This is a genomic window from Actinokineospora sp. NBRC 105648, from assembly GCF_030269645.1.
Classification (GTDB): Bacteria; Actinomycetota; Actinomycetes; order Mycobacteriales; family Pseudonocardiaceae; genus Actinokineospora.
On record NZ_BSTR01000024.1, the window covers coordinates 22,410 to 42,263 of the forward strand.

The following is a 19,854-nucleotide window of genomic DNA, read 5'->3' on the forward strand; positions in this document are numbered from 1 at the left end:
CCTTCCCAGAGCGTCGAGCGCCGGACGGTCCGATATCACCGGGGTCACACCTGTCCACTTCCTTACCGGTAATGAAACCTCGGACGGGTGACGGCGAGCGCTACCGGCTGTGCTGGTGTTGACCGCTATGTTCGTCGCGTGCGCGTAGGCATCGTCATTCTCCCCGAGCACCGCTGGTGGGCAGCCGAGCCGCGGTGGCGGGGCGCGGAGGAGTACGGCTTCGACCACGCTTGGACCTATGACCACCTCGGCTGGCGGACGCTGGTCGACGGGCCCTGGTTCGACGCCGTCCCCACCCTGACCGCGGCGGCGATGGTGACCTCGGAGATCCGGCTGGGCACCTTCGTCGCCTCCCCCAACTTCCGGCAGCCGGTCCCGTTCGCCCGGGAGGTGCTGGCCCTCGACGACATCTCCGACGGCCGGTTCCTGCTCGGCCTCGGCTCCGGCCAGAGCGGTGTCGGCGGGTACGACCGCCAGGTCATGGCCGCCCCCGAGCTCACCCCGGCCGAGGTCGCCGACCGGTTCGCCGAGTTCGTCGAGCTCACCGACGCCCTGCTGACCAGACCCAAGACCACCTTCGAGGGCACCCACTACTCGACCACCCAGGCGCGCAGCGCGCCCGGCTGCGTGCAGCGGCCCCGGGTGCCGTTCCTCGTCGCCGCCAACGGCCCGAAGGCGATGCGGGTGGCCGCGGAGTTCGGCCAGGGCTGGGTCACCACCGGCCTGCGCGAGGCGCCCTCGCTCGACGCCTGGTGGGCCGACGTCACCCGTCGCGCCGCGCGGTTCGACGAGGCGCTGGCCGCCGAGGACCGCGACCCGGCCACCGTCGACCGCTACGTCAGCGTCGACGCCTCGCCGCTGTTCGCGCTGGAGAGCGTCGGCGCCTTCACCGAGCAGATCGGCCGCGCCCGCGACGCCGGGTTCACCGACGTGGTCACCCACTGGCCGCGCCCGGACGGCCCGTACGCCGGCCGTGAGACCGTGCTCGAGCAGGTCGCCGCCGACGTGCTGCCGGTGATGGGCGGGCGCGCGACGCGAATGGCGGCCGCCGAGAGCAACGACAGCGGGGTCTTGGGCGTCCGTGATGGTGGGGGAGGCAGTTCGGAGGGGTAGGGGATCGCAGGGGTAAGGGGTAGTGGCAGGTCCCGGCGCCGGGGGTATCGGCACCGGGACCTGTCGCCGTCCCGGGGTGGATGGCCGTTTTCCTGGGGAGAGGCGCTTGGGGACCACTCGGCGGGCGCGGGTAGCCTCAGCCACCGTGAGCGCGGTTGCTGAAACCAATGACGACAACTACGACGGGTACGACCTGGTCGTCGTCGGGTCCGGATTCTTCGGCCTGACGATCGCCGAGCGCACCGCGAGCCAGCTGGGGAAGCGCGTGCTCGTGCTCGACCGGCGCTCGCACATCGGCGGCAACGCCTACTCCGAGGCCGAACCCGAGACCGGCATCGAGGTGCACCGCTACGGCGCGCACCTGTTCCACACCTCCAACAAGCGGGTGTGGGACTACGTGAACCAGTTCACCGAGTTCACCGACTACCAGCACCGCGTCTTCGCCAAGTACCAGGAGCAGGTCTACTCCCTGCCGATGAACCTGGCCATGATCAACACCTTCTTCGGCAAGTCGTTCTCGCCGGACGAGGCCAGCGCGCTGATCGCCGAGCAGTCCGCCGAGATCGACACCGACCAGGCGCAGAACCTGGAGGAGAAGGCGATCTCGCTGATCGGGCGCCCGCTCTACGAGGCGTTCATCCGCGGCTACACGGCCAAGCAGTGGCAGACCGACCCGAAGGAGCTGGCGCCGTCGATCATCACCCGGCTGCCGGTGCGCTACACCTTCAACAACCGGTACTTCAACGACACCTACGAGGGCCTGCCGGTCGACGGGTACACCGCGTGGCTGGAGAAGATGGCCGCGCACCACAACATCGACGTGCGGCTCAACACCGACTACTTCGACGTGCGCGACCGGATCCCGGCGGGCACCCCGACGGTCTACACCGGGCCGCTGGACCGGTACTTCGACTACTCGGCCGGGCGGCTGGGCTGGCGCACCCTCGACTTCGAGACCGAGGTCGTGCCGACCGGTGACTACCAGGGCACCTCGGTCATGAACTACAGCGACGAGGACGTCCCCTACACCCGGATCCACGAGTTCCGGCACTTCCACCCGGAGCGCACGCACTACCCGACGGACAAGACGGTCATCGTCCGCGAGTTCTCCCGCTCCGCGCAGGAGACCGACGAGCCGTACTACCCGATCAACACCCCCGAGGACCGCACCAAGCTGGCCTCCTACCGGGAGCTGGCCAAGGCCGAGGCGGCCCAGAAGAACATCGTCTTCGGTGGTCGGCTGGGCACGTACCAGTACCTCGACATGCACATGGCGATCGGTTCGGCGCTCTCGGTCTTCGACAACAAGGTGGCTCCGCACCTGACCGACGGCGCGCCGCTCGACGGGTCGCTGGACGGCTGAGCGAAACACCGCGGCTGTTCCCCCGATCCCACACCGGGGGACAGCCACAACTGGGAGGTCATGCACGTGAACCGCAGCACGTCCGGCGCCGGGCGGGAGACCGCGGCGCTGAGCCGGGTACAGGGCGCCATCGGCAAAGCCCCGGTGGTGAAGGCGGCACGTGGGCTCTCCCTGTTCGGTGAGCACAGCGCGGGGTGGTTCGCGCTCGGCCTGGTCGGCGCCGCCGTGGACAAGAAGCGGCGCAAGGACTGGCTGGTCGCCGCGGGCGGTGTGGTCGCCGCGCACGCCGCCTCGATCGCGGTCAAGCGCGTGGTGCGCAGGCCGCGGCCGGACGACCCGTCCGTGCAGGTGCTGGTCAGCACGCCGAGCAAGCTGAGCTTCCCGTCCTCGCACGCCACCTCGACCACCGCGGCGGCCGTGCTGTACTCGGGCCTCACCGGGCGCTCGCTGGTCCCGGTGCTGGTCCCGCCGATGCTGCTCTCGCGGCTGGTGCTCGGCGTGCACTACCCGAGCGACGTGCTCGCCGGCTCCGCCCTGGGCGCCGTCCTCGGCGGCGTGCTCCGGCGCAAGCTGCGCGGGGGCAAGCGGTGAGCCGCGCGGTCGAGGAGGACCCGGTGTCGGAGTCGGAGTCGGAGTCGGAGTCCACGAAGGTCGAGACCGCCAAGCCGAACATGCTGGTCGGCCTGGTCAAGACCGCCCGCCCGCGGCAGTGGGTCAAGAACGTGCTGGTGCTGGCGGCGCCGTTCACCGCCCAGCGGATCTTCGAGCAGGGCGTGCTGGTCGACGCCGCGATCGCGTTCGCGGCGTTCTGCCTGGTGTCCTCGGCGGTCTACCTGGTCAACGACGCGATCGACGTCGCGGCCGACCGCGAGCACCCGAAGAAGCGCAACCGGCCGATCGCGGCCGGGATCGTGCCGGTGCGGCTGGCCTACGTGGCCTCGGGCGTGCTGTTCGTGGCGGCCATGCTGGTCGGGCTGCTGGCCGGCTGGCCGCTGGCGATCGTGCTCGCGGTGTACGCCGCGGTGCAGCTGGGCTACTGCCTGGGGCTCAAGCACCAGCCGGTGATCGACCTGTGCATCGTGGCCTCCGGGTTCCTGCTCCGCTCGATCGCCGGTGGCGTGGCCGCGGGCATCCCGCTGTCCCAGTGGTTCCTGCTGGTCACCGCGTTCGGCTCGCTGTTCATGGTCTCCGGCAAGCGCTACGCCGAGATCATGCTCTTCGAGCGCACCGGGGCCAAGATCCGCGCGTCGCTGTCGAAGTACTCCAGCAGCTACCTGCGCTTCGTGTGGGCCACCGCGGCCGCGATCATGATCACCACGTACTCGCTGTGGGCGTTCGAGATCCGCGAGCGCAACCCGCACAACTCGGTCTGGGCGGTCATCTCGATCGTGCCGTTCGTCATCGCCGTGCTGCGCTACGCGGTCGACGTGGACAGCGGGCACGCGGGCTCGCCGGAGGACATCGCGCTCAAGGACCGGGTGCTCCAGGTCCTCGGCTTCTCCTGGGTCGCCTGCCTGGCCCTCTCGATCTACCTCTGAGCGGCGCCCTCAGACGATGTTGAGGTAGCGGTACGGCTGGTAGTGCCGGGACGAGTTCTCGTACGGGTACCGGATCCGCCGCCGTACCGCGCCCAGGCCGGGGCGCTGCTCCAGGCCCCAGAAGCTGTTCCCGGCCTGGTCCACCCAGTCCTCGAAGATCGCCACGTGGCCCGGCCCGGTGGCCCGCAGCAGCACGTCGCCCGCGGCCAGTTCGGTCTTGGTGATCGGCGAGCTGAGCTCGGCGATCACCTCGACCCGCGGGCCGCCCTCGGTGCCCTCGGTCAGCCGCCAGGCCATCGCCACGTAGCCCGCGCAGTCGGTCCGGTAGTCGCCGAACTCGTTGCGGTGCCTGGCCCGCCTGCTGTGCGGCACGGCCGACACCACCCAGCTGTGGGCGCGTTCCATGACCTCCGCCCTGGTGACCAGGGGGTCCTCGCCGGATATCGCCATGCCGCCAGGCTGGGCCACCCGGGTGGAGAATTCCTCCAGGAACCGGACCGGGGCCTATAGATCGCCTACAGGCCCCGGCCGGTCACGGGTTCGGCAGCGTGGCCCGGCTGGTGCTGCCCGCGCGGACCGCGCTCAGCCAGGCCGCGGGGGACAGGTCGGCCAGCTCGGTGGTCTCCCTGGTGGCGGCCTCGGTGAACAGCTCCACCGCCCGCCGCCAGTGCGCCTGCGCCGCCTCCGGGGCGTCGGTGGCCTCGGCCGCCGCCAGGTCGCGCAGCGTCCGCGCCTGCCACAGCGGCAGCGCCAGCTCGGTCCAGCGGGTCAGCGCGTCCGACAGCAGCGCCCGGGCGTTGAGCAGGTCGCCCTGGGCCAGCGCCAGCTCGCCCAGGGTCCGGGTGACCAGCGCGACGCCGAACCGGTCGCCCTGGCGCGCGCACAGCCGCAGGCAGTCCGCCAGCGCCTCGGCCACCCCGGCGGGCTCACCCAGCCGGATCCGGGCCTTCGCCGAGGACTGGGCCGCGTACGCCGCGCCCAGCACGTCCCCGGACGCGCGCAGGATCACCTCGGCCTCCTCGCTGAGCCGCGCCGCGCGGCCCCACTCGCCGACCGCGCGGTGGCACAGGCTCAGCCCGCGCAGGGCCAGGCCCTCGCCGCGGCTGTCGCCCAGCGCCCGGTAGCTGTGGGCGCAGTGGGTGAACCGGTCGATGGCCTCCGGGATGTCGCCGAGGTCGCGCTGGCTCGCGGCCAGCCCGTAGCACGCGGCGGCGACCACCCCGGTGTCGCCGATCCGCTCGGCGATCTCGGTGGCCCGGGCGAGGTGGTCGCGGGCCAGCGGGAAGTCACCCAGGTCGCGGTAGACCGTGCCGATCCCGACCAGCGCGACCGCCAGCGTGGCGTCGTCGCCGACCTGCGCGGACCGCTCGGAGGCCTGCGCGAAGTAGGACAGCGCCAGCGGGAACTCGTCCTTCTCGTAGTAGAGCTGCCCCAGCCCGGCCAGCACCGTCGCCTCGGCCTGGGTGTCGCCGCTGCCGCGGGCCGCGGCCAGCGCCACCTCGTGGGTGCGCTGCCAGCCGTCGAACTCGTTGCGGGCGGCGAACGGCGAGGACAGCAGCGAGGTGATCAGCATCGTGGTCATCTCGGCGATGCCCAGCTCGTGCGCGCGCTCCACCGCGCGCACCACCGCCGAGGTCTCGGACTTGAACCAGCCGGATGGGTCGTCCTCGGTCTCGGCCACCAGCCGCGGGTCCAGCTCGACGCCGGGCTGCACCGTCGGCCGCAGGCCCAGGGTGACCCTGGGCAGCTTGCTCGCGCCCGAGTCGACCAGCGCCATCCAGGTCGCCAGCGTCCGGCAGACCGCCGCGGCCACCGCGTCGGCGGGCTCGTCGCGCACCGCGTGCTCGGCGCCGAAGAGCTGCACCAGGTCGTGGAAGCGGTAGCGGACCCGGCCGATCGCGTCGATCCCGGCGACCTCCAGCAGCCGCAGGTCGACCAGCGCCTCGACCACGTCCTCGGCGTCGTCGAGCGGGATCTCCAGCAGCGGCGCGGCCAGCCAGGAGCCGAAGTCCGGCAGGTCGAGCAGGGTCAGCAGGTGGAAGGCGTGCCGGTGCAGGTCGTCGAGCTCGACGTAGTTCAGCCGCAGGCTCGAGCGCACGGCCAGGTCGCCGACGGCCAGCTCGTCGAGCCTGCGCCGCTCGTCGGAGAGCCTGCTCGCCAGCGCGCGCAGCGGCCAGTGCGGGCGGGCCAGCAGCTTCGCGCCCGCGGCCCGCACGGCCAGCGGGATGCCGCCGCAGAGCGCGGCGATGGTGTCGGCGGCGGCGGGCTCGTCGGCCACCCGACCGGCGCCGACGATCTTGCTGAGCATCCGCACCGAGGTCTCGGCGCTGAAGAAGTCCAGCTCGACCGGCACCGTCTCGGGCAGGCCGGTCAGCCGCGACCGGCTGGTGACGATCACCAGGCAGTTCGGGTCGCCGGGCAGCAGGCTGCGCACCTGCCGCTCGCTGCGCGCGTTGTCCAGCACGATCAGCAGCCGCTTGCCGTTGACCTGCCTGCGGAACAGGTCCGCCCGGTCGTCGGTGTCGGCGGGCAGGTCGGCGCCCGCCACGCCGAGCGCGCCGAGGAAGCGGCCGAGCACCTCGAACGCGCCCAGGTCGCGCTCGCAGCCGCGCAGGTCGGCGAAGAGCTGGCCGTCGGGGTAGTGCGCGCGCAGCCGGTGGGCGGCGTGCACGGCCAGCGCGGACTTGCCCGCCCCGGCGAACCCGGACACCACGACCGTCGGCGTGCCCGCGGCCCCGGCCTCGCGCAGCCGGGTGATCGTCGCCAGCTGCTCGTCGCGGCCGGTGAAGTCGCTCACGTCCGGCGGCAGGTGCCGGGGGACCGCCCGCTGCTCCTCGGTCCGCGCCCGCACCTCGGCGGCCCCGGCGCCCCGGCGCTTGGGCTCGGCGCCGTCCATCGGGCGCAGCGTGCCGTCGAGGATCGCGCTGTGCAGCCTGCGCAGCTCCTCGCCCGGCTCGACCCCCAGCTCGTCGAGCAGGTGCGCCCGGCCCTCCCGGTAGACCGCGAGCGCGTCGCCCTGGCGGCCGCTCTCGAACAGCGCGCGCATCAGCAGCCCGCGCACCTGCTCGCGCAGCGGGTGCGCGCTGACCAGCCTGCGCAGGTGCGTGGCCACCTCGCCCGCGCGGCCCTGCCGCAGGTGGCAGCGCGCCCGGCCCTCCTCGGCGCTGAGCAGCTCCTCGGCCAGCGAGGCCGACTGCGACCGCGCGAAGTCGGCCTCGATCCCGCCGAACGCGGGCCCCCGCCACAGCCGGATCGCCTGGTCGTAGAGGCCCGCGGCGGTCTCGTGGTCCACCTGCCGCTCGGCGTGGCGGGCGGCGTAGAGGTTGTTCTCGAAGCTCTCCAGGTCGCTGTCGGTCGGGTCGACGTCGAGCAGGTACCCGGGTGCCCGGGTGGCCAGCGCGGCTCGCCGGTCGGCCGTGGCGAAGCCGCGGCGCAACAGCGAGACGTAGGTGTGCACCAGGGCGTTCGCCGACGCCGGTGGCGACTCGTCCCAGATCAGATCGATCAACCGCTCGGTCGAGACCACCTGTCGGACCTGCAACAGCAGCGCGGCCAACAGCGCCTTGGGCTTGGGTCCGCCCAGGTTGACCGAATCACCCGAATCGTCCGATCTCAGCTCGACCGGCCCCAAGACCAGTATGCGCACGTCTCTACCCCCAGGTCAGTGTGCTCAATGACCACTATCGGCGCTCACGGGGAATTAGTCACCCACAATGTCGCGCCCCGCCCGGCGCTCACTCGATCAAGTCGCGCGGCCCCGTCCGCCCGTAGAGCACCGACCCGTCCACGAAGTCCACCCGCAGCACCCGGGCGAACGGGAACCCGCGCCCGATCAGCACCGGGGACCAGCCGAGCACCCGCTCCACCTCGATCTCCCACACCGACACCACCCGGTCGCCGACCAGCCACGAACCACGGCCGATGAAGTCGTTCACGTGCGACGCGGCCTGGCGCAGGAGGCCCTTCTCCCGGCGGGCGGTCCGCAGCTCCTCCTGCCTGCTCACCAGGAACTTCGCGGGCAGCAGCACGGCGAACCGCCGGGTGGTGATCGCGATCCCGGTCTCGCCGAGCCCGATCGCCAGGGCGTCGGCGGCGCGCACCGCGTCCCGGTCGGGATCGGCCGCCTGCGCCCACCAGGACAGGGTGTCGTCATCGGCCCACTCGTTCGCGGCGAACCGGCCCGCGGTGGTGAAGCTGCTGGGGTCCGGGTAGCTCCGGTCGATCCCGGTGGTCTCCTCGGCACCGGCCGGGACGGGGTGCGGCACCCGGACCCGCCCGGCGACCCGGGAACCCACGTTCCGCCTGCTGGCGTCGGTCGCGACCCGGACCACCTCGCCGGGCTCGGTCCACCACCGCCTGAGGTCCTCATCGATGTGCATTCGTCACTCCGGGGCGCCGTTGGTGAGCGCCAGCAGGCGCTCGTACTGGTCGGGCTCCTTACCCGCGCCGAAGAACAGGTCGAAACCGGAGCCGTCGACCAGTTGCATCCGCAGGCACGCGGACCGCTTGTGCGCGAACCCCCGCGCCGCGACGGAGAAACCGGCGATCTCGGTGCGCGGGACGTCCAGCACCGGGGTCAGCGCGCGGACCTCGGGCGAGGGCTCCAGCTTGTCGATCGGCTTGGTCAGCGCGGCCGCGGCGTCCTTGCCCACCTCGACGCCCGCTTCGACGATGTCGCCGAGGATCCCCCACCTGGACTTCTTCGCGGGCTCCGGCGGCGGCGGTGGTGGTGCGGGCAGGGGCGGCTGCTCTCGGATGGCGATGTGCAGCCGGTTCGGCGTCAGCACCCACAGGTGGTCGCCGTAGCCGATCAAGCGCAGGGCGTACCGCATCGCCAGCGCGTCCTTGTCGCGGCCCACGATCACGACGTCCGGGGTGGGTCTGTCCGGGGCTCCCCCGTCGCCCTCCTCGGAGTCGAAGTCGAGGAGGGCGTCGAGGGCGCGCTTGCCGAGGTCCGGTTTGACCCGGAAGTTGACCTGCGGCCTGCCCGCTGCCTCGAACGGCCGGTTGTCGACGCCGTAGGCGCAGGCGGCAGCGGCCCAGAGCAGGGGTTCCGGCGAGTCGCCGAGCAGGGTCCGAGCGTGGATGGCCGGACCTGCGACGTCGGCGTAGAGGGATGTCATCGGTTCCCGGCGGTCTCAGTCGGTGGTGAAGCCGCGCTGCTGCGCGGCCTTGCGTTCCTCGGGGGTGGACGGGTCCGCGGCGTGGTCGTAGACCTCGCCCGCACCCCATTCGACGGCCGCGCCGGGCACGTTCTCCAGCGTGCCGCGCCAGACCGCCGTGCCGGTTCTGGTCGTACCTGTGGGGCCCAGGTATCCCAGACCCGCCTTGACGACCTGCTGGGCCAGGGCCTCCTCGCCGGTGGCGTCCTTGCCGAACCGGGTGTGCGTCGAGGTCGTCCGGCGGTCGGCGGCGTTGCGCATCTTCTTGTTCGCCGCGGCCAGCACGCCGTCCTCCACCTCGCGGATCTTCGCGCTGTTGCCGGTAGCGCGGGCGGCGTCCATGGCCTCGTTCGCCTTGTCCAGGGCGCGCTGCGCGTCCCGGGTGTTGTCGAAGGCGGACGCGGTGTTGGTGATCGGGTTCGCCTTGATCCGCCTGCCGATCACCTTCGCGCCGCGCAGCTGGCTGGCCTTGTCCATGACCCCGCTGAGCTTGCCGCCGCGCAGCCCCTTGAGCAGGTCCTCCAACTTGGTGATCAGCGGCTTGAGCTGGTGCGCCAGCTTGGCGACCTTCTGCCCGAGCCGGGTGGCGGTGAGCGCGGACTGCGTCGCGGTCAGCCCGGTGGCCACGCCCGCCGAGGCGCCGAAGGTGATCCAGGAGGCGGCCAGCGCGGCCAGCCACTCGATGATCAGGCCGAGCACGAGCTCCTGGATGATGTCCACCACGACCTGGACGAACGTGTCGAAGATCGTGGCGGCGGTCTCCAGCACCCCGGCGATCTCGTCGATGTCGCCGGACATCGCGCGGGCGCCGTCGCCGAACTCGGTCATCTGGGCGCGGAAGGCGTCACCCGCGGCGCCCTGCCAGGCCGGTCCGGTGGACTGGGCGCGGGTGTCCTCGTGGTCGGCGACGGTGTTGAGCCAGTCGGCGACGTCCTGCCACCCCTTGGCGGTGCTGCGCATCTGCTCGGGGTCGCCGAGCGCGGGCTCCAGCACCAGGTTCACCAGCGGGCTGATCACGATCGAGATGAGCCAGCCCAGGCCGTTGTCGATGAACGCCTGCCCGGGGCTGGTGACCAGCTGGATCTGCTCCACCCGCGCGTTGAACGCGGCGAAGGCGGCGGCGGGCGGGTCGGACGCGTCGGCGGTGGCGGCGTTGTAGCCCGCGTCGGCCCAGGAGCTGCCGTAGGTGCTCGCCTGGGTGAAGTCGGACTTGCGGTCGGCGTCACCCGCGTGGTTGAGCTTGCCCAGGTCGCCCACGCCGGTGTCGATGTCGGCGAGCCCGGAGGCGTTGTCCGACTCGGTCGCGCCGTAGGCGGTGGCGGTGTCGCGGACCGCCCCCGAGATCTCCTCCAGGTAGGCCGCCGCCTGCTTGGCCATGCCCTGGCACTCCTGCAGGGAGTCGGCGTACTTGTCCTTGAAGTAGAAGAACAGCGGCCCGAAGCAGTCGTCGCTGACCCGGGCCTGTTCCAGCAGGCTCGCCAGCCCGGCGAGGTTCTCGGACTGCTTGTGCGACCCCTCGCTGTGCGCGAGCAGGGCGCCGCCGCCGACGCCGAAGCCGGTCACGGTGTGCCCCCGTAGACGCTCTCGTCGGAGAAGTCGCCGTCGTCGTCGGGCCGCGCGGGCCGGGGCGGCCGGGGTTGGCGGACCGGCCCGGGGTCGCTCGCCGCCGGTACCGGCAGCGATCCCGGCGGGGGCGGTGTCGTGGGCCCGAGTGGTTCGACGGCCGGTGCGTGCGCGCGCAGGGCGTCCTGGAACTGCTGGTAGTACGCGTCCCCCACGACCGGGCGGACGGTCTCCTCCACCAGCGCGGCGGCCTGCTGGGTCGCCTGCCTGATGGCGCCGAGGATCTCCTGGGTCAGCTGGGTGTGCGACCGGTTCATCGCCGCCGGGGTGAGCGCCAGGCCCAGCACCGCGCCCGACGGGGCCACGGTGACCGTGACCGAGCCGTCGGTGTTGCGGGCACTGCCCTTGAGCTCGGCGATCCGGTCCTTGAGCCCCGCCGCCCGCGCGGCCTGGTCCTCGAAGTGGCGCATGGCCTGCTGGAAATTGGCGTCGTCGATCGCCATCAGCCCCCCTGACTCGTCCGGGTGATGTTATCGGCGGCCCAGGGGGCGCACGGCCGGATTCGTCAGATGGGCAGCCTGCGGAAGATCGGCCGCGGGATGTGCCGCAGCACGGACATCACCGCGCGCCACTGACCGGGCGCCCACACCAGGTCCTTGCGCCTGCGCACCGCCTCGACGGCGATCTCGGCGACCTTCTGCGGGGTGGTGGCCATCGGCGCGGCCTTCATGCCCTCGGTCATCTTGGTGTGCACGAAACCGGGCCGCACCACCGTGACGGTGATGCCCTCCGGCCGCAGCGCCTCGCCCAGACCGAGGTAGAAGCCGTCGAAGCCGGCCTTGGTGGAGCCGTAGACGAAGTTCGAGCGGCGCACCCGCTCCCCGGCGACCGAGGACAGCGCGATCACCGAGCCGTGGCCCTGCTTGCGCAGCCGCTCGGCCAGCGCGATGCCCAGCGACACCGGCGCGGTGTAGTTGACCTGGGCCAGCTCCACCCCGCTGGCGTGGTCCTGCCAGGCCTGCTCGGCGTCGCCCAGCAGACCGAAGGCGACCACCGAGACGTCGATGTCGCCGTCGCTGAACGCCTCCTCGACGACCTTGGGGTGCGAGTCGAGGTCGCGGGCGTCGAAGGCCACCGTGCGCACGGTGGCGCCGAGGCCGCGCAGCTTGGCCACCGCGGCGTCCAGGCGCTCGGACGGCCGCGCGGCCAGCACGACCTTGAGCGGGCGCTGGCGGGCGTAGTTCTCCGCGATGGCGAGCCCGATCTCGGACGTGCCGCCGAGCAGGAGCAGGGACTGCGGGGTGCCGACTGCGTTGATCAAAGTCCGAGCCTTCGCGATTGGTCCGAGGTGAACAGGCCGTCCGGGTCGACCGCGTCGCGCACCTTGCGCCACTCGTCGAGCCTCGGGTACATCCGGTGGAAGGTCTCCGGCGCGGTGCGGGATTCCTTGGCCAGGTAGAGCCGACCGCCCGCGGCGAGCACCTGCTCGTCGAGCCGGGCGCAGAACTCGTGCAGCCCGGGCACGATCGGGAAGTCGACGGTGATCGTCCAGCCCGGGGTGCCGAAGGACAGCGGGGCGCGGTTGCCCGCGCCCATCCGCTTGAGCACGTTGAGGAACGACACGTGCCCGGACTCGGCCATCTGCCGCACGATCGAGCGCAGCTCGGCGTCGGCGCTGAACGGGATGATGAACTGGTACTGCAGGAAACCGTGCGAGCCGTAGGCCCGGTTCCACTCGCCGAACAGGTCGAGCGGGTGGTAGAACGCGGTCAGGTTCATGACCTGGCCGCGGCCCTGCTTGGGCGCCTTGCGGTACCAGGCCTCGCCGAGCAGCCGGAAGGTCAGCTTGTTGGCCAGCCCGTTGGGGAACACGTCCGGCAGGGTCAGCAGCTGCGGCGCGTCGAAGCGCAGCGGGTTCTTCCGGTACTTCGCGGGCAGCTCGTCCAGCTTCGCCAGCGAGCCGCGGGAGAACACCGCGCGGCCGAGCCTGCCGTCGGTGGAGATCGAGTCGAACCACGCCATCGAGTAGTCGTAGTTGTCGTCGGAGCCGTTGGAGAACATCGCCAGCGTCTCGTCGAGGTTGGCGGTGCGGTCGGTGTCGCTGATGAAGTACGCCGACTCGGTGTGCTTGAGGGCGACGGTGGCGCGCAGGATGACGCCGGTCAGGCCCATGCCGCCGACGGTGGCCCAGAACAGCTCCGCCTCCGGGCCGTCGGGGGTCAGCGTGCGCACCTGGCCGTCGGCGGTGAGCAGGTCCAGCGCGCGGACGTGGTTGCCGAAGCTGCCCGCCGAGTGGTGGTTCTTGCCGTGGATGTCCGAGCCGATGGCCCCGCCGATGGTGACCTGGCGGGTGCCCGGCAGCACCGGCACCCACAGCCCGAACGGCAGCGCGGCCCGCATCAGCTGGTCGAGGTTGACCCCCGCGTCGAGCACGGCCAGGCCGGTGTCGGCGTCGATGGAGTGGATCCGGTTGACACCGTTCATGTCCACGACCAGGCCGCCCGCGTTCTGCGCCGGGTCGCCGTAGGAGCGGCCGAGGCCGCGGGCGATGACCCCGCGCGGGCCCGCCGCCGCGACCGCGGCGATCACGTCGTCGGCGGTGCGGGGCTGGGCGACCGTGGCCACCGAGGGCGCGGTCCGTCCCCAGCCGGTCAGCGTGCGGGTCTCGAACTCTCCTGGCTCCACCGGGTCCAGGGTAGCGGGGCCGCCGGGCGCTCCTAGACTTGTCCCCGCGGTCGGGTGGTGCCACACACAGGACGGGACGTCATGACCGAGGTGCGGAACGACAGCGGTATCGAGAGCGCGGCCAGTGCGCGCTCCGGGCTGCTCCAGCAGCTGGTGCGCTTCGTCCTGGTCGGCGGGTTCTGCGCGCTGGTCGACTCGGGCAGCTACTGGCTGCTGCTGCAGAGCGGCCTGTGGGTGCACGCGGCCAAGGCCATCAGCTTCATCCTGGGCACGACGACGGCGTACTTCCTCAACAAGCGGTTCACCTTCACCGACGCGGCCGACCGCGGCGCGAGCCAGGCGGGGGCGTTCGCGCTGCTCTACACGGTGACGTTCTTCGTCAACGTGGGCACGAACGCGCTGATGCTCACCGTGCTGCCGACCTTCCGCTGGGAGTACGCGGTGGCCTGGATCGTGGCCCAGGGCGTCGGCACCGCGATCAACTTCGTGCTGCTGCGCACGGTCGTCTTCCGCAGCCAGGCCCCAACCGGCGGCGAGCCGGTCGGGGCCTGATCGGCCGCGACGGGGCACGAGGGCCCGCACAGCCCTGACGGCGCTGACAGCCCTGACGGCGCAAGCGACTCAGTCGGCTCAGGCGGGTTCGGTTCGGCGCGAGCCGCTCAGGTGCCGAAGCCGCTCTTCTTGTTCGGGGTGCCGTAGACGCGCACGTGCGCGGGCAGCACGTCCAGGTGGGCGGTGGCCACGTGCGCGAAGCTCACCGCCACCGTGGTGCCGTCGGCCAGTTCCAGCGTGTCGACGCCGCCGGAACCGAGCAGCACCGGCAGCCGGGCGGCCAGGCTCTTGGCGCTCTTGTCGGACAGGGAGAACACCAGCGGCTCGCCGCCACTGGCCAGGTGCAGCAGCAACGCTTGCCTCGAATCGCTCATGGACTGACTGGACCACAGGAAACCGTTGGCGTGCAAGGAAAGTTCACTATCAGCGGATCCGCTGACAGCGGACACGGCGTAACCTGCGGATCATGATCGAGGAGTTCTTGGCCGCCAGGGGAGCGCGGGAACTGGCCCACCCGGGGGGCACCCTGCTCGCCCACCTCGGCCGCACCCGCGACGCGCTGGCCGATTGGGGCGCCCGGCCCGCCCTGCAGACCGCCGGGTTCGCGCACGCCGCCTACGGCACCGACGGCTTCCCGCACGCGCTGGTCTCCACCGACGAGCGCGCGGTGCTGGCCGACCTGCTCGGCGCCGAGGCCGAGTCGATCGTGTACTCCTACGGCGCGCTGGACCGCGACTTCAGCTACCCCCGACTGCTCACCGGCGTGCTGCGCGACCGGTTCACCGGCCGGGAGTCACCGGTGGAGGCGGCCCGGCTGCGCGACATCGTGGAGCTGACCTACGCCAACGAGCTGGACATCATGGGCCACAGCCCGCACCTGCGCAGGCGCTACGCGACGAGTGTGAAGAGCAGGCTCGGCGCCTGGTCGGCGTACGCGAGCCTGCCCGCGGTGGAGGCGCTGGAGCGCCTCTAGCCGAGCTGCTCCCCAGGTGGCCCGCCGCCGCGTGGTCGTGCGGAGGACGCCGTGGCAGCGGCGGCCTAGTGCCGGAAGAAGCGTTCCCGCCTGCCCTTGCGCACCAGCTTGAGCCACTCCAGGAAGGCCTTCGGGTCGCGCTTGGTGCCCAGGAAGTACAGGCCGAACCGGAACACCTCGAGCGCGCCGAGCTTGCGCATCCCCGGCTGGGAGAGCAGGTACCCGCGGTTGCGGTAGGTGTAGTACCGCTTGACCTCGTTCTCCGGGTCCTGCGCGTGCAGCTTGCCGCCCAGCATCGGCTTGAACTCGTCGGAGCCGTCCGGGTGCAGGTAGGCCGCGCGCAGGCAGGTGCCGAACGCCAGCCCCGAGCGCACCAGCCTGCGGTGGATCTCCACCTCGTCGCCGCGGAAGAACAGCCGGTAGTCCGGCACGCCGACCACGTCGAGGGTGTCGGCGCGGAACAGGGCGCCGTTGAAAAGCGAGGCGATGCCGGGCAGGAAGTCCTCGCCGAGCTGGTCGGCGCTGCGCTTCCAGGTGAGGCCGCGGCGCAGCGGGAAGGCGAGCTTCTCCGGCTGGTCGATGTTGGTGACCACCGGCGACACCTCGGCCAGCCCGCGCCGCTCGGCCACCTCCAGCAGGGTCGCCAGCACGTTCTCATCGGCCGGGCGGCCGTCGTCGTCGGCCAGCCACACCCACTCCGCGCCCAGCGCGAGCGCCTGCAGCATGCCCAGGGCGAACCCGCCCGCGCCGCCGAGGTTGCGGTGCGAGACGACGTAGGTCGAGGGCAGCGGGCAGGACTCGACGATGTCGCGGGCCGGGTCGTCCGGGCCGTTGTCCACCACGATGAGGTGGTCCGGCGGCCGGGTCTGGGCGGCGATCACCTTCAGCGAGTCCGACAGCAGCCCCCGGCGGTGCCGGGTGACCACGACCGCGACGACCGCCCCGGCGGCCAGCGGGGTGCTCACCGGGTTTCCCCGATCCGCTCCAGGACGTCCTCGCTGAGGCTTTCGAACGGGTCGCGGCCCTTGTAGGCGGTCAGCACCTCGCGCAGCGAGCCGTGCATCTTCACCCGGCCCTCGTCCATCCAGATCGCGGTGTTGCACAGCTCGAAGAGCAGGTCGTCGGAGTGCGAGGCGAAGACCAGCATGCCGGAGCGGCGCACCAGGTCGACCAGCCGGTCGCGGGCTTTGGCCATGAACGCCGCGTCGACCGCGCCGATGCCCTCGTCGAGCAGCAGGATCTCCGGGTCGATCGAGGTGACCACGCCCAGCGCCAGCCGCACCCGCATGCCGGTGGAGTAGGTGCGCAGTGGCAGGTTCAGGTAGTCGCCCAGCTCGGTGAACTGGGAGATGTCCTCGACCCTGGCCTCCATCTGCTTGCGCGACATGCCCAGGAACAGGCCGCGGATCATGATGTTCTCCAGGCCGGAGATCTCCGGGTCCATGCCGACCGCGAGGTCGAACACCGGCGCGATCTTGCCCTTGATCTCGGTGGTGCCGATGGTCGGCTCGTAGATCCCGCCGAGCAGCCGCAGCAGCGTGGACTTGCCCGCGCCGTTGTGCCCGACCAGGGCGACCCGGTCACCCTCGTTGAGGGTGAGGTTGATGTCGTGCAGGGCCTCGATGATCGGGACCCGGGAGTCGGTGCCGATCTTGCCGCCGACCTTGCCGAGCACGGCTTTCTTCAGCGACCGCGTCTTCGCGTCGAAGATCGGGAAGTCGACGGAGGCGTTGCGCACCTCGATGCTGACCATGGTGTTTGCTGCCTCGCTCAGACCCAGTAGGGAACACGTGCACGGTAGTTCCGCATGGCCACGAAGGCCAAGGCCCAGCCGATGACGGTGACGCCGCCCGCGACCGCCCAGTGGTGCCAGCTCTGCTCGCTGCCGATCAGCGGCGCGCGCAGGATCTGGATGAAGTGGTAGAGCGGGTTCGCCTCGATGAGCAGCAGCTTCCAGTCCCCGGAGCCCAGCTTCTTGGTCAGGATGTCGACCGGCCAGACGATCGGGGTCATGAAGAACAGCAGCTGGATCAGCGCGCCGATGACCTGCGGGATGTCGCGGTAGCGGGTGCTGATGATGCCGAAGAGCAGCGTCACCCAGGCGCCGTTGAGCGCGATCAGCGCGAACGCCGGGATGGCGAAGACGATCGTCCAGCTCAGGCCGGGCTGCGGGACGCCGCCGCCCTGGGAGAGCGTGTAGCCCGGGGTGCTCAGCGGCCCGAAGAAGATGGCCAGCACGACCAGGTACACGAGCATGTTGTGCATCAGCATCAGCGTCTGGCGCCACACCGTGCGCAGCGCGTAGACCGTCAGCGGCGCGGGCAGGTGCTTGATCAGACCCTCGTTGGAGATGAAGGTGTCCGACCCCTCGGTGAGGCAGCCGAGGATGAAGTTCCAGACGATGAACCCGACCGTGAGGTACGGCAGGAAGGTACCGATCGGGCTGCCGAACAACTGTGAGTAGAGCAGGCCCAGGCCCAGCGCGGTGATCGCCATGCTCAGGGTGATCCACAGTGGACCGATCACCGAACGGCGGTACCGCTGCTTGATGTCCTGCCACCCGAGGTGGCCCCAGAGCTCGCGGTTGGCGATGCCCTCACGGATGTCCTGCGCCGCGCGCGCCCAACTGCGGCCCGAGTGGACCACGGGCACAGGGGGGATCTCTATCGCGCTGATTGCTTGCACGATCGTTGAGCCTACCGGCGAGCGTTGTGGCGCCTGTGCTGGGCGCGCGTCTGCTGCCCGGTGCGGGCCGGTTCGCCGTGGCAGCATTGCACGCCGTGACAGTCTCACCGGCGGTAGTCGCCGTCATCCCGGCGCGCGGCGGCTCCAAGGGCGTGCCCGCCAAGAACCTGGCCACGGTCGGAGGGGTGCCACTGGTCGCCCGAGCCGTGCGCGCGCTGGTGACCGCCGATCGAGTGGATGTCGTCATCGTGAGCACGGACAGTGACGACATTGCCGCGGCCGCGGCCGCCGCCGGGGCGGTGGTCGTGCGCAGGCCCTCGGAGCTCTCCGGTGACACCGCTACGTCCGAGTCGGCCGTGCTGCACGCCCTCGACGAGACCGGCCTCGAGCCCGAGACGGTGGTGCTGGTGCAGTGCACCTCGCCGTTCATCGCCCCCGAGACCGTCGACGCGGTGGTCGCCAAGGTCCGCGACGACGACTACGACGTCGCCTTCACCGCGGTCCGGGTGCACGAGTTCCTCTGGCGGGTGGCCGGGGGCACGGCCGCCGGGGTCAACCACGACCCGGCCTACCGCCCGCGCAGGCAGGACCGCGACCCGGAGTACCGCGAGACCGGCGCGGTCTACGCCATGCGCACCGCGGGCTTCCGGGCCGCCCGGCACCGGTTCTTCGGCCGGGTCGGCCTGGTCGAGGTGCCGCAGGCGGACGCCATCGAGATCGACACCGCCGCCGACCTGGACCTGGCCACCCGGCTGGCGGTGAGCCGGGCGGTGCGCGGGCCGGTGCCGGTGCGCGCCCTGGTCACCGACTTCGACGGCGTGCACACCGACGACCGGGCGATCCTGCTGCAGGACGGCACCGAGGCGGTCGTGGTCAGCCGCTCGGACGGCGCCGGGGTGGCCGCGCTGCGCGCCGCCGGGGTGCCGGTGATGATCCTCTCGGTCGAGGTGAACCCGGTGGTCGCCGCCCGGGCGCGCAAGCTCGGCGTCGAGGTCGCGCACGGCGTGGCGGACAAGGCCGAACGGCTGCTGACCTGGCTCGACGAGCACGGGCTGGACCCGGCCGAGGTGGCCTTCGTGGGCAACGACCTGCGCGACATCGGCTGCATGCGGCTGGTCGGCTGGCCGGTGGCGGTGGCCGACGCCCGGCCGGAAGTCCTGGCGGTGGCTAGGGTCGTGTTGGAAAGCAACGGCGGCGCCGGTGCGGTGCGCGAGATCGCCGACCTGATCCTGGCCGCCCCCCTCGCCCAAGGGAGTACTCGGACATGAGCACAGCCGCGCCCCCGGTGGTCCTCGGTGACCGGGCGGTCGGCGCGGGTCAACCGGCGTACCTGGTCGCCGAGGCGGGTATCAACCACAACGGCGACGTCGAGGTGGCCAAGCGGCTGGTCGACGTGGCCGCCGACGCCGGTGCCGACGCGGTCAAGTTCCAGAAGCGCACCCCGGAGATCGCCACCCCGCCGGACATGCGCGACACCCGGCGGGACACCCCGTGGGGCGAGATGAGCTACCTGGACTACCGGCACCGCGTCGAGTTCGGCGCCGAGGAGTACGCCGAGATCGACCGGCACGCCCGCGCGCGCGGCATCGCCTGGTTCGCCTCGCCGTGGGACGTGCCCAGCGTGGCGTTCCTGGAGCGCTTCGAGGTGCCGGTGCACAAGGTGGCCTCGGCCTCGCTCACCGACATCCCGCTGCTGGAGGCGCTGCGCGACACCGGTCGCCCGGTGATCGCCTCCACCGGGATGTCCACGATGGCCGAGGTGGACCGCGCGGTCGAGGTGCTCGGCACCGAGCGGCTGGTGCTGCTGCACTCGACCTCGACCTACCCGTGCCCGCCGGAGGAGTCGAACCTGCTGGGCATCGCCACCCTGCGCGAGCGCTTCGGCGTCCCGGTCGGGTACTCCGGCCACGAGCGCGGGCTGCAGGTGTCCATCGCCGCGGTGGCGCTGGGCGCGTGCCTGGTGGAGCGGCACGTGACCCTGGACCGGGCGATGTGGGGTTCGGACCACGCGGCGTCGCTGGAGCCCGACGGGCTGCGCAGGCTGGTCCGCGACATCCGGATCGTGGAGACCGCGATGGGGGACGGCGTGAAGCGCGTCTTCCCGGGTGAAGAGGCTCCTCGAAAGCGCTTGCGCCGCGCCTGATCCGGTTCCCGTTCAGACTTGTGTGCCGCACGGCCAACTCGCGTTCCCCCGTTGGCCACCACGCACCGTCCCCCCGA

20 protein-coding genes are annotated in these 19,854 nt (G+C 71.9%); 8 read left to right on the top strand and 12 right to left on the bottom strand.

The genetic code is table 11. The features are described 5' to 3' along the window. Positions 1 to 138: 138 nt before the first annotated feature. The 4 genes from QSK30_RS21015 to QSK30_RS21030 all read left to right on the top strand — a co-directional run bounded on the left by QSK30_RS21015 (position 139) and on the right by QSK30_RS21030 (position 4,014). Entirely contained in the window at positions 139 to 1,113 is a 975-nt protein-coding gene (locus QSK30_RS21015; protein WP_285505092.1) for an LLM class flavin-dependent oxidoreductase, read from the top strand. Positions 1,114 to 1,258: 145 nt separating this feature from the next. Then, the gene (gene glf, locus QSK30_RS21020) at positions 1,259 to 2,476 is read left to right on the top strand and encodes a UDP-galactopyranose mutase (RefSeq protein WP_285505094.1); all 1,218 of its coding nucleotides are present in this window, start codon (positions 1,259 to 1,261) and stop codon (positions 2,474 to 2,476) included. Positions 2,477 to 2,584: 108 nt separating this feature from the next. Continuing rightward, complete coding sequence (locus QSK30_RS21025) at positions 2,585 to 3,067, top strand: phosphatase PAP2 family protein (protein WP_285505226.1); 483 nt, start codon at positions 2,585 to 2,587, stop codon at positions 3,065 to 3,067. 23 nt (positions 3,068 to 3,090) lie between these two features. After that, entirely contained in the window at positions 3,091 to 4,014 is a 924-nt protein-coding gene (locus QSK30_RS21030) for a decaprenyl-phosphate phosphoribosyltransferase (RefSeq protein ID WP_285505228.1), read from the top strand. A 9-nt stretch (positions 4,015 to 4,023) separates the two neighbouring features. Here the strand turns inward: QSK30_RS21030 and QSK30_RS21035 are convergent, their stop codons facing one another. The 8 genes from QSK30_RS21035 to dprE1 all read right to left on the bottom strand — a co-directional run bounded on the left by QSK30_RS21035 (position 4,024) and on the right by dprE1 (position 13,424). Next, the gene (locus QSK30_RS21035; RefSeq protein WP_285505096.1) at positions 4,024 to 4,464 is read right to left on the bottom strand and encodes a hypothetical protein; all 441 of its coding nucleotides are present in this window, start codon (positions 4,462 to 4,464) and stop codon (positions 4,024 to 4,026) included. Between the two features lie 82 nt (positions 4,465 to 4,546). Continuing rightward, positions 4,547 to 7,660: an AfsR/SARP family transcriptional regulator gene (locus QSK30_RS21040; protein WP_285505097.1), complete on the bottom strand. Its 3,114-nt coding sequence runs from the start codon at positions 7,658 to 7,660 to the stop codon at positions 4,547 to 4,549. Between the two features lie 88 nt (positions 7,661 to 7,748). Continuing rightward, complete coding sequence (locus tag QSK30_RS21045) at positions 7,749 to 8,393, bottom strand: hypothetical protein (protein WP_285505099.1); 645 nt, start codon at positions 8,391 to 8,393, stop codon at positions 7,749 to 7,751. Positions 8,394 to 8,396: 3 nt separating this feature from the next. Beyond that, the gene (locus QSK30_RS21050; protein WP_285505100.1) at positions 8,397 to 9,137 is read right to left on the bottom strand and encodes a hypothetical protein; all 741 of its coding nucleotides are present in this window, start codon (positions 9,135 to 9,137) and stop codon (positions 8,397 to 8,399) included. A 15-nt stretch (positions 9,138 to 9,152) separates the two neighbouring features. Continuing rightward, entirely contained in the window at positions 9,153 to 10,739 is a 1,587-nt protein-coding gene (locus QSK30_RS21055) for a WXG100 family type VII secretion target (protein WP_285505101.1), read from the bottom strand. Next, on the bottom strand, positions 10,736 to 11,242 hold the full coding sequence (locus QSK30_RS21060) for a YbaB/EbfC family nucleoid-associated protein (RefSeq protein WP_285505102.1): 507 nt from the start codon (positions 11,240 to 11,242) through the stop codon (positions 10,736 to 10,738). Before QSK30_RS21060 ends, QSK30_RS21055 begins: the two co-directional genes overlap by 4 nt. Positions 11,243 to 11,304: 62 nt before the next feature. After that, positions 11,305 to 12,060 carry a decaprenylphospho-beta-D-erythro-pentofuranosid-2-ulose 2-reductase gene (gene dprE2 / locus QSK30_RS21065; protein WP_285505103.1) on the bottom strand — a complete coding sequence of 252 codons (756 nt, stop codon included), beginning with the start codon at positions 12,058 to 12,060 and terminating at the stop codon, positions 11,305 to 11,307. Continuing rightward, positions 12,057 to 13,424, bottom strand: a complete 1,368-nt coding sequence (dprE1, locus tag QSK30_RS21070; protein ID WP_285505104.1) for a decaprenylphosphoryl-beta-D-ribose oxidase — start codon at positions 13,422 to 13,424, stop codon at positions 12,057 to 12,059. The genes dprE2 and dprE1 overlap by 4 nt, the downstream gene beginning before the upstream one ends. An 81-nt stretch (positions 13,425 to 13,505) precedes the next feature. Between dprE1 and QSK30_RS21075 the strand changes: the two genes are divergently transcribed. Further along, positions 13,506 to 13,976, top strand: a complete 471-nt coding sequence (locus QSK30_RS21075; protein ID WP_285505105.1) for a GtrA family protein — start codon at positions 13,506 to 13,508, stop codon at positions 13,974 to 13,976. Positions 13,977 to 14,083: 107 nt separating this feature from the next. Here QSK30_RS21075 and QSK30_RS21080 read toward each other — a convergent pair whose 3' ends face one another. Then, entirely contained in the window at positions 14,084 to 14,350 is a 267-nt protein-coding gene (locus QSK30_RS21080; protein ID WP_285505107.1) for a hypothetical protein, read from the bottom strand. 92 nt (positions 14,351 to 14,442) lie between these two features. On the opposite strand from QSK30_RS21080, the gene QSK30_RS21085 reads away from it, so the two are divergent. Beyond that, on the top strand, positions 14,443 to 14,949 hold the full coding sequence (locus tag QSK30_RS21085) for a DUF6817 domain-containing protein (RefSeq protein WP_285505109.1): 507 nt from the start codon (positions 14,443 to 14,445) through the stop codon (positions 14,947 to 14,949). 65 nt (positions 14,950 to 15,014) lie between these two features. On the opposite strand, the gene glfT1 is transcribed toward QSK30_RS21085, so the two are convergent. Genes glfT1 through wzm form a run of 3 tightly spaced genes read right to left on the bottom strand, consistent with a single transcriptional unit; the run spans position 15,015 to position 17,610 of the window. Continuing rightward, on the bottom strand, positions 15,015 to 15,914 hold the full coding sequence (gene glfT1 / locus QSK30_RS21090; protein ID WP_285505111.1) for a galactofuranosyltransferase GlfT1: 900 nt from the start codon (positions 15,912 to 15,914) through the stop codon (positions 15,015 to 15,017). Further along, positions 15,911 to 16,702, bottom strand: coding sequence for a galactan export ABC transporter ATP-binding subunit Wzt/RfbE (gene wzt / locus QSK30_RS21095; RefSeq protein WP_285505112.1), 792 nt, complete (start codon positions 16,700 to 16,702; stop codon positions 15,911 to 15,913). Before wzt ends, glfT1 begins: the two co-directional genes overlap by 4 nt. 17 nt (positions 16,703 to 16,719) lie before the next feature. Next, positions 16,720 to 17,610, bottom strand: coding sequence for a galactan export ABC transporter permease subunit Wzm/RfbD (gene wzm / locus QSK30_RS21100; RefSeq protein WP_502871859.1), 891 nt, complete (start codon positions 17,608 to 17,610; stop codon positions 16,720 to 16,722). 119 nt (positions 17,611 to 17,729) lie between these two features. On the opposite strand from wzm, the gene QSK30_RS21105 reads away from it, so the two are divergent. Both QSK30_RS21105 and QSK30_RS21110 read left to right on the top strand, forming a co-directional pair. Next, positions 17,730 to 18,902: an acylneuraminate cytidylyltransferase gene (locus QSK30_RS21105; protein WP_285505114.1), complete on the top strand. Its 1,173-nt coding sequence runs from the start codon at positions 17,730 to 17,732 to the stop codon at positions 18,900 to 18,902. Beyond that, the gene (locus QSK30_RS21110; RefSeq protein ID WP_285505115.1) at positions 18,899 to 19,777 is read left to right on the top strand and encodes an N-acetylneuraminate synthase family protein; all 879 of its coding nucleotides are present in this window, start codon (positions 18,899 to 18,901) and stop codon (positions 19,775 to 19,777) included. The genes QSK30_RS21105 and QSK30_RS21110 overlap by 4 nt, the downstream gene beginning before the upstream one ends. The last annotated feature ends 77 nt before the right edge of the window (positions 19,778 to 19,854 follow it).

What these genes read in the sequence shown, in the direction of transcription:
- QSK30_RS21075 (WP_285505105.1), top strand. Translation starts at nt 13,506, where the DNA reads ATGACCGAGGTGCGGAACGACAGCGGTATCGAGAGCGCGGCCAGTGCG.
- QSK30_RS21080 (WP_285505107.1), bottom strand. Translation starts at nt 14,350, where the DNA reads ATGAGCGATTCGAGGCAAGCGTTGCTGCTGCACCTGGCCAGTGGCGGC.
- QSK30_RS21110 (WP_285505115.1), top strand. Translation starts at nt 18,899, where the DNA reads ATGAGCACAGCCGCGCCCCCGGTGGTCCTCGGTGACCGGGCGGTCGGC.
- QSK30_RS21060 (WP_285505102.1), bottom strand. Translation starts at nt 11,242, where the DNA reads ATGGCGATCGACGACGCCAATTTCCAGCAGGCCATGCGCCACTTCGAG.
- QSK30_RS21050 (WP_285505100.1), bottom strand. Translation starts at nt 9,137, where the DNA reads ATGACATCCCTCTACGCCGACGTCGCAGGTCCGGCCATCCACGCTCGG.
- QSK30_RS21035 (WP_285505096.1), bottom strand. Translation starts at nt 4,464, where the DNA reads ATGGCGATATCCGGCGAGGACCCCCTGGTCACCAGGGCGGAGGTCATG.
- QSK30_RS21045 (WP_285505099.1), bottom strand. Translation starts at nt 8,393, where the DNA reads ATGCACATCGATGAGGACCTCAGGCGGTGGTGGACCGAGCCCGGCGAG.
- wzt (WP_285505112.1), bottom strand. Translation starts at nt 16,702, where the DNA reads ATGGTCAGCATCGAGGTGCGCAACGCCTCCGTCGACTTCCCGATCTTC.
- QSK30_RS21085 (WP_285505109.1), top strand. Translation starts at nt 14,443, where the DNA reads ATGATCGAGGAGTTCTTGGCCGCCAGGGGAGCGCGGGAACTGGCCCAC.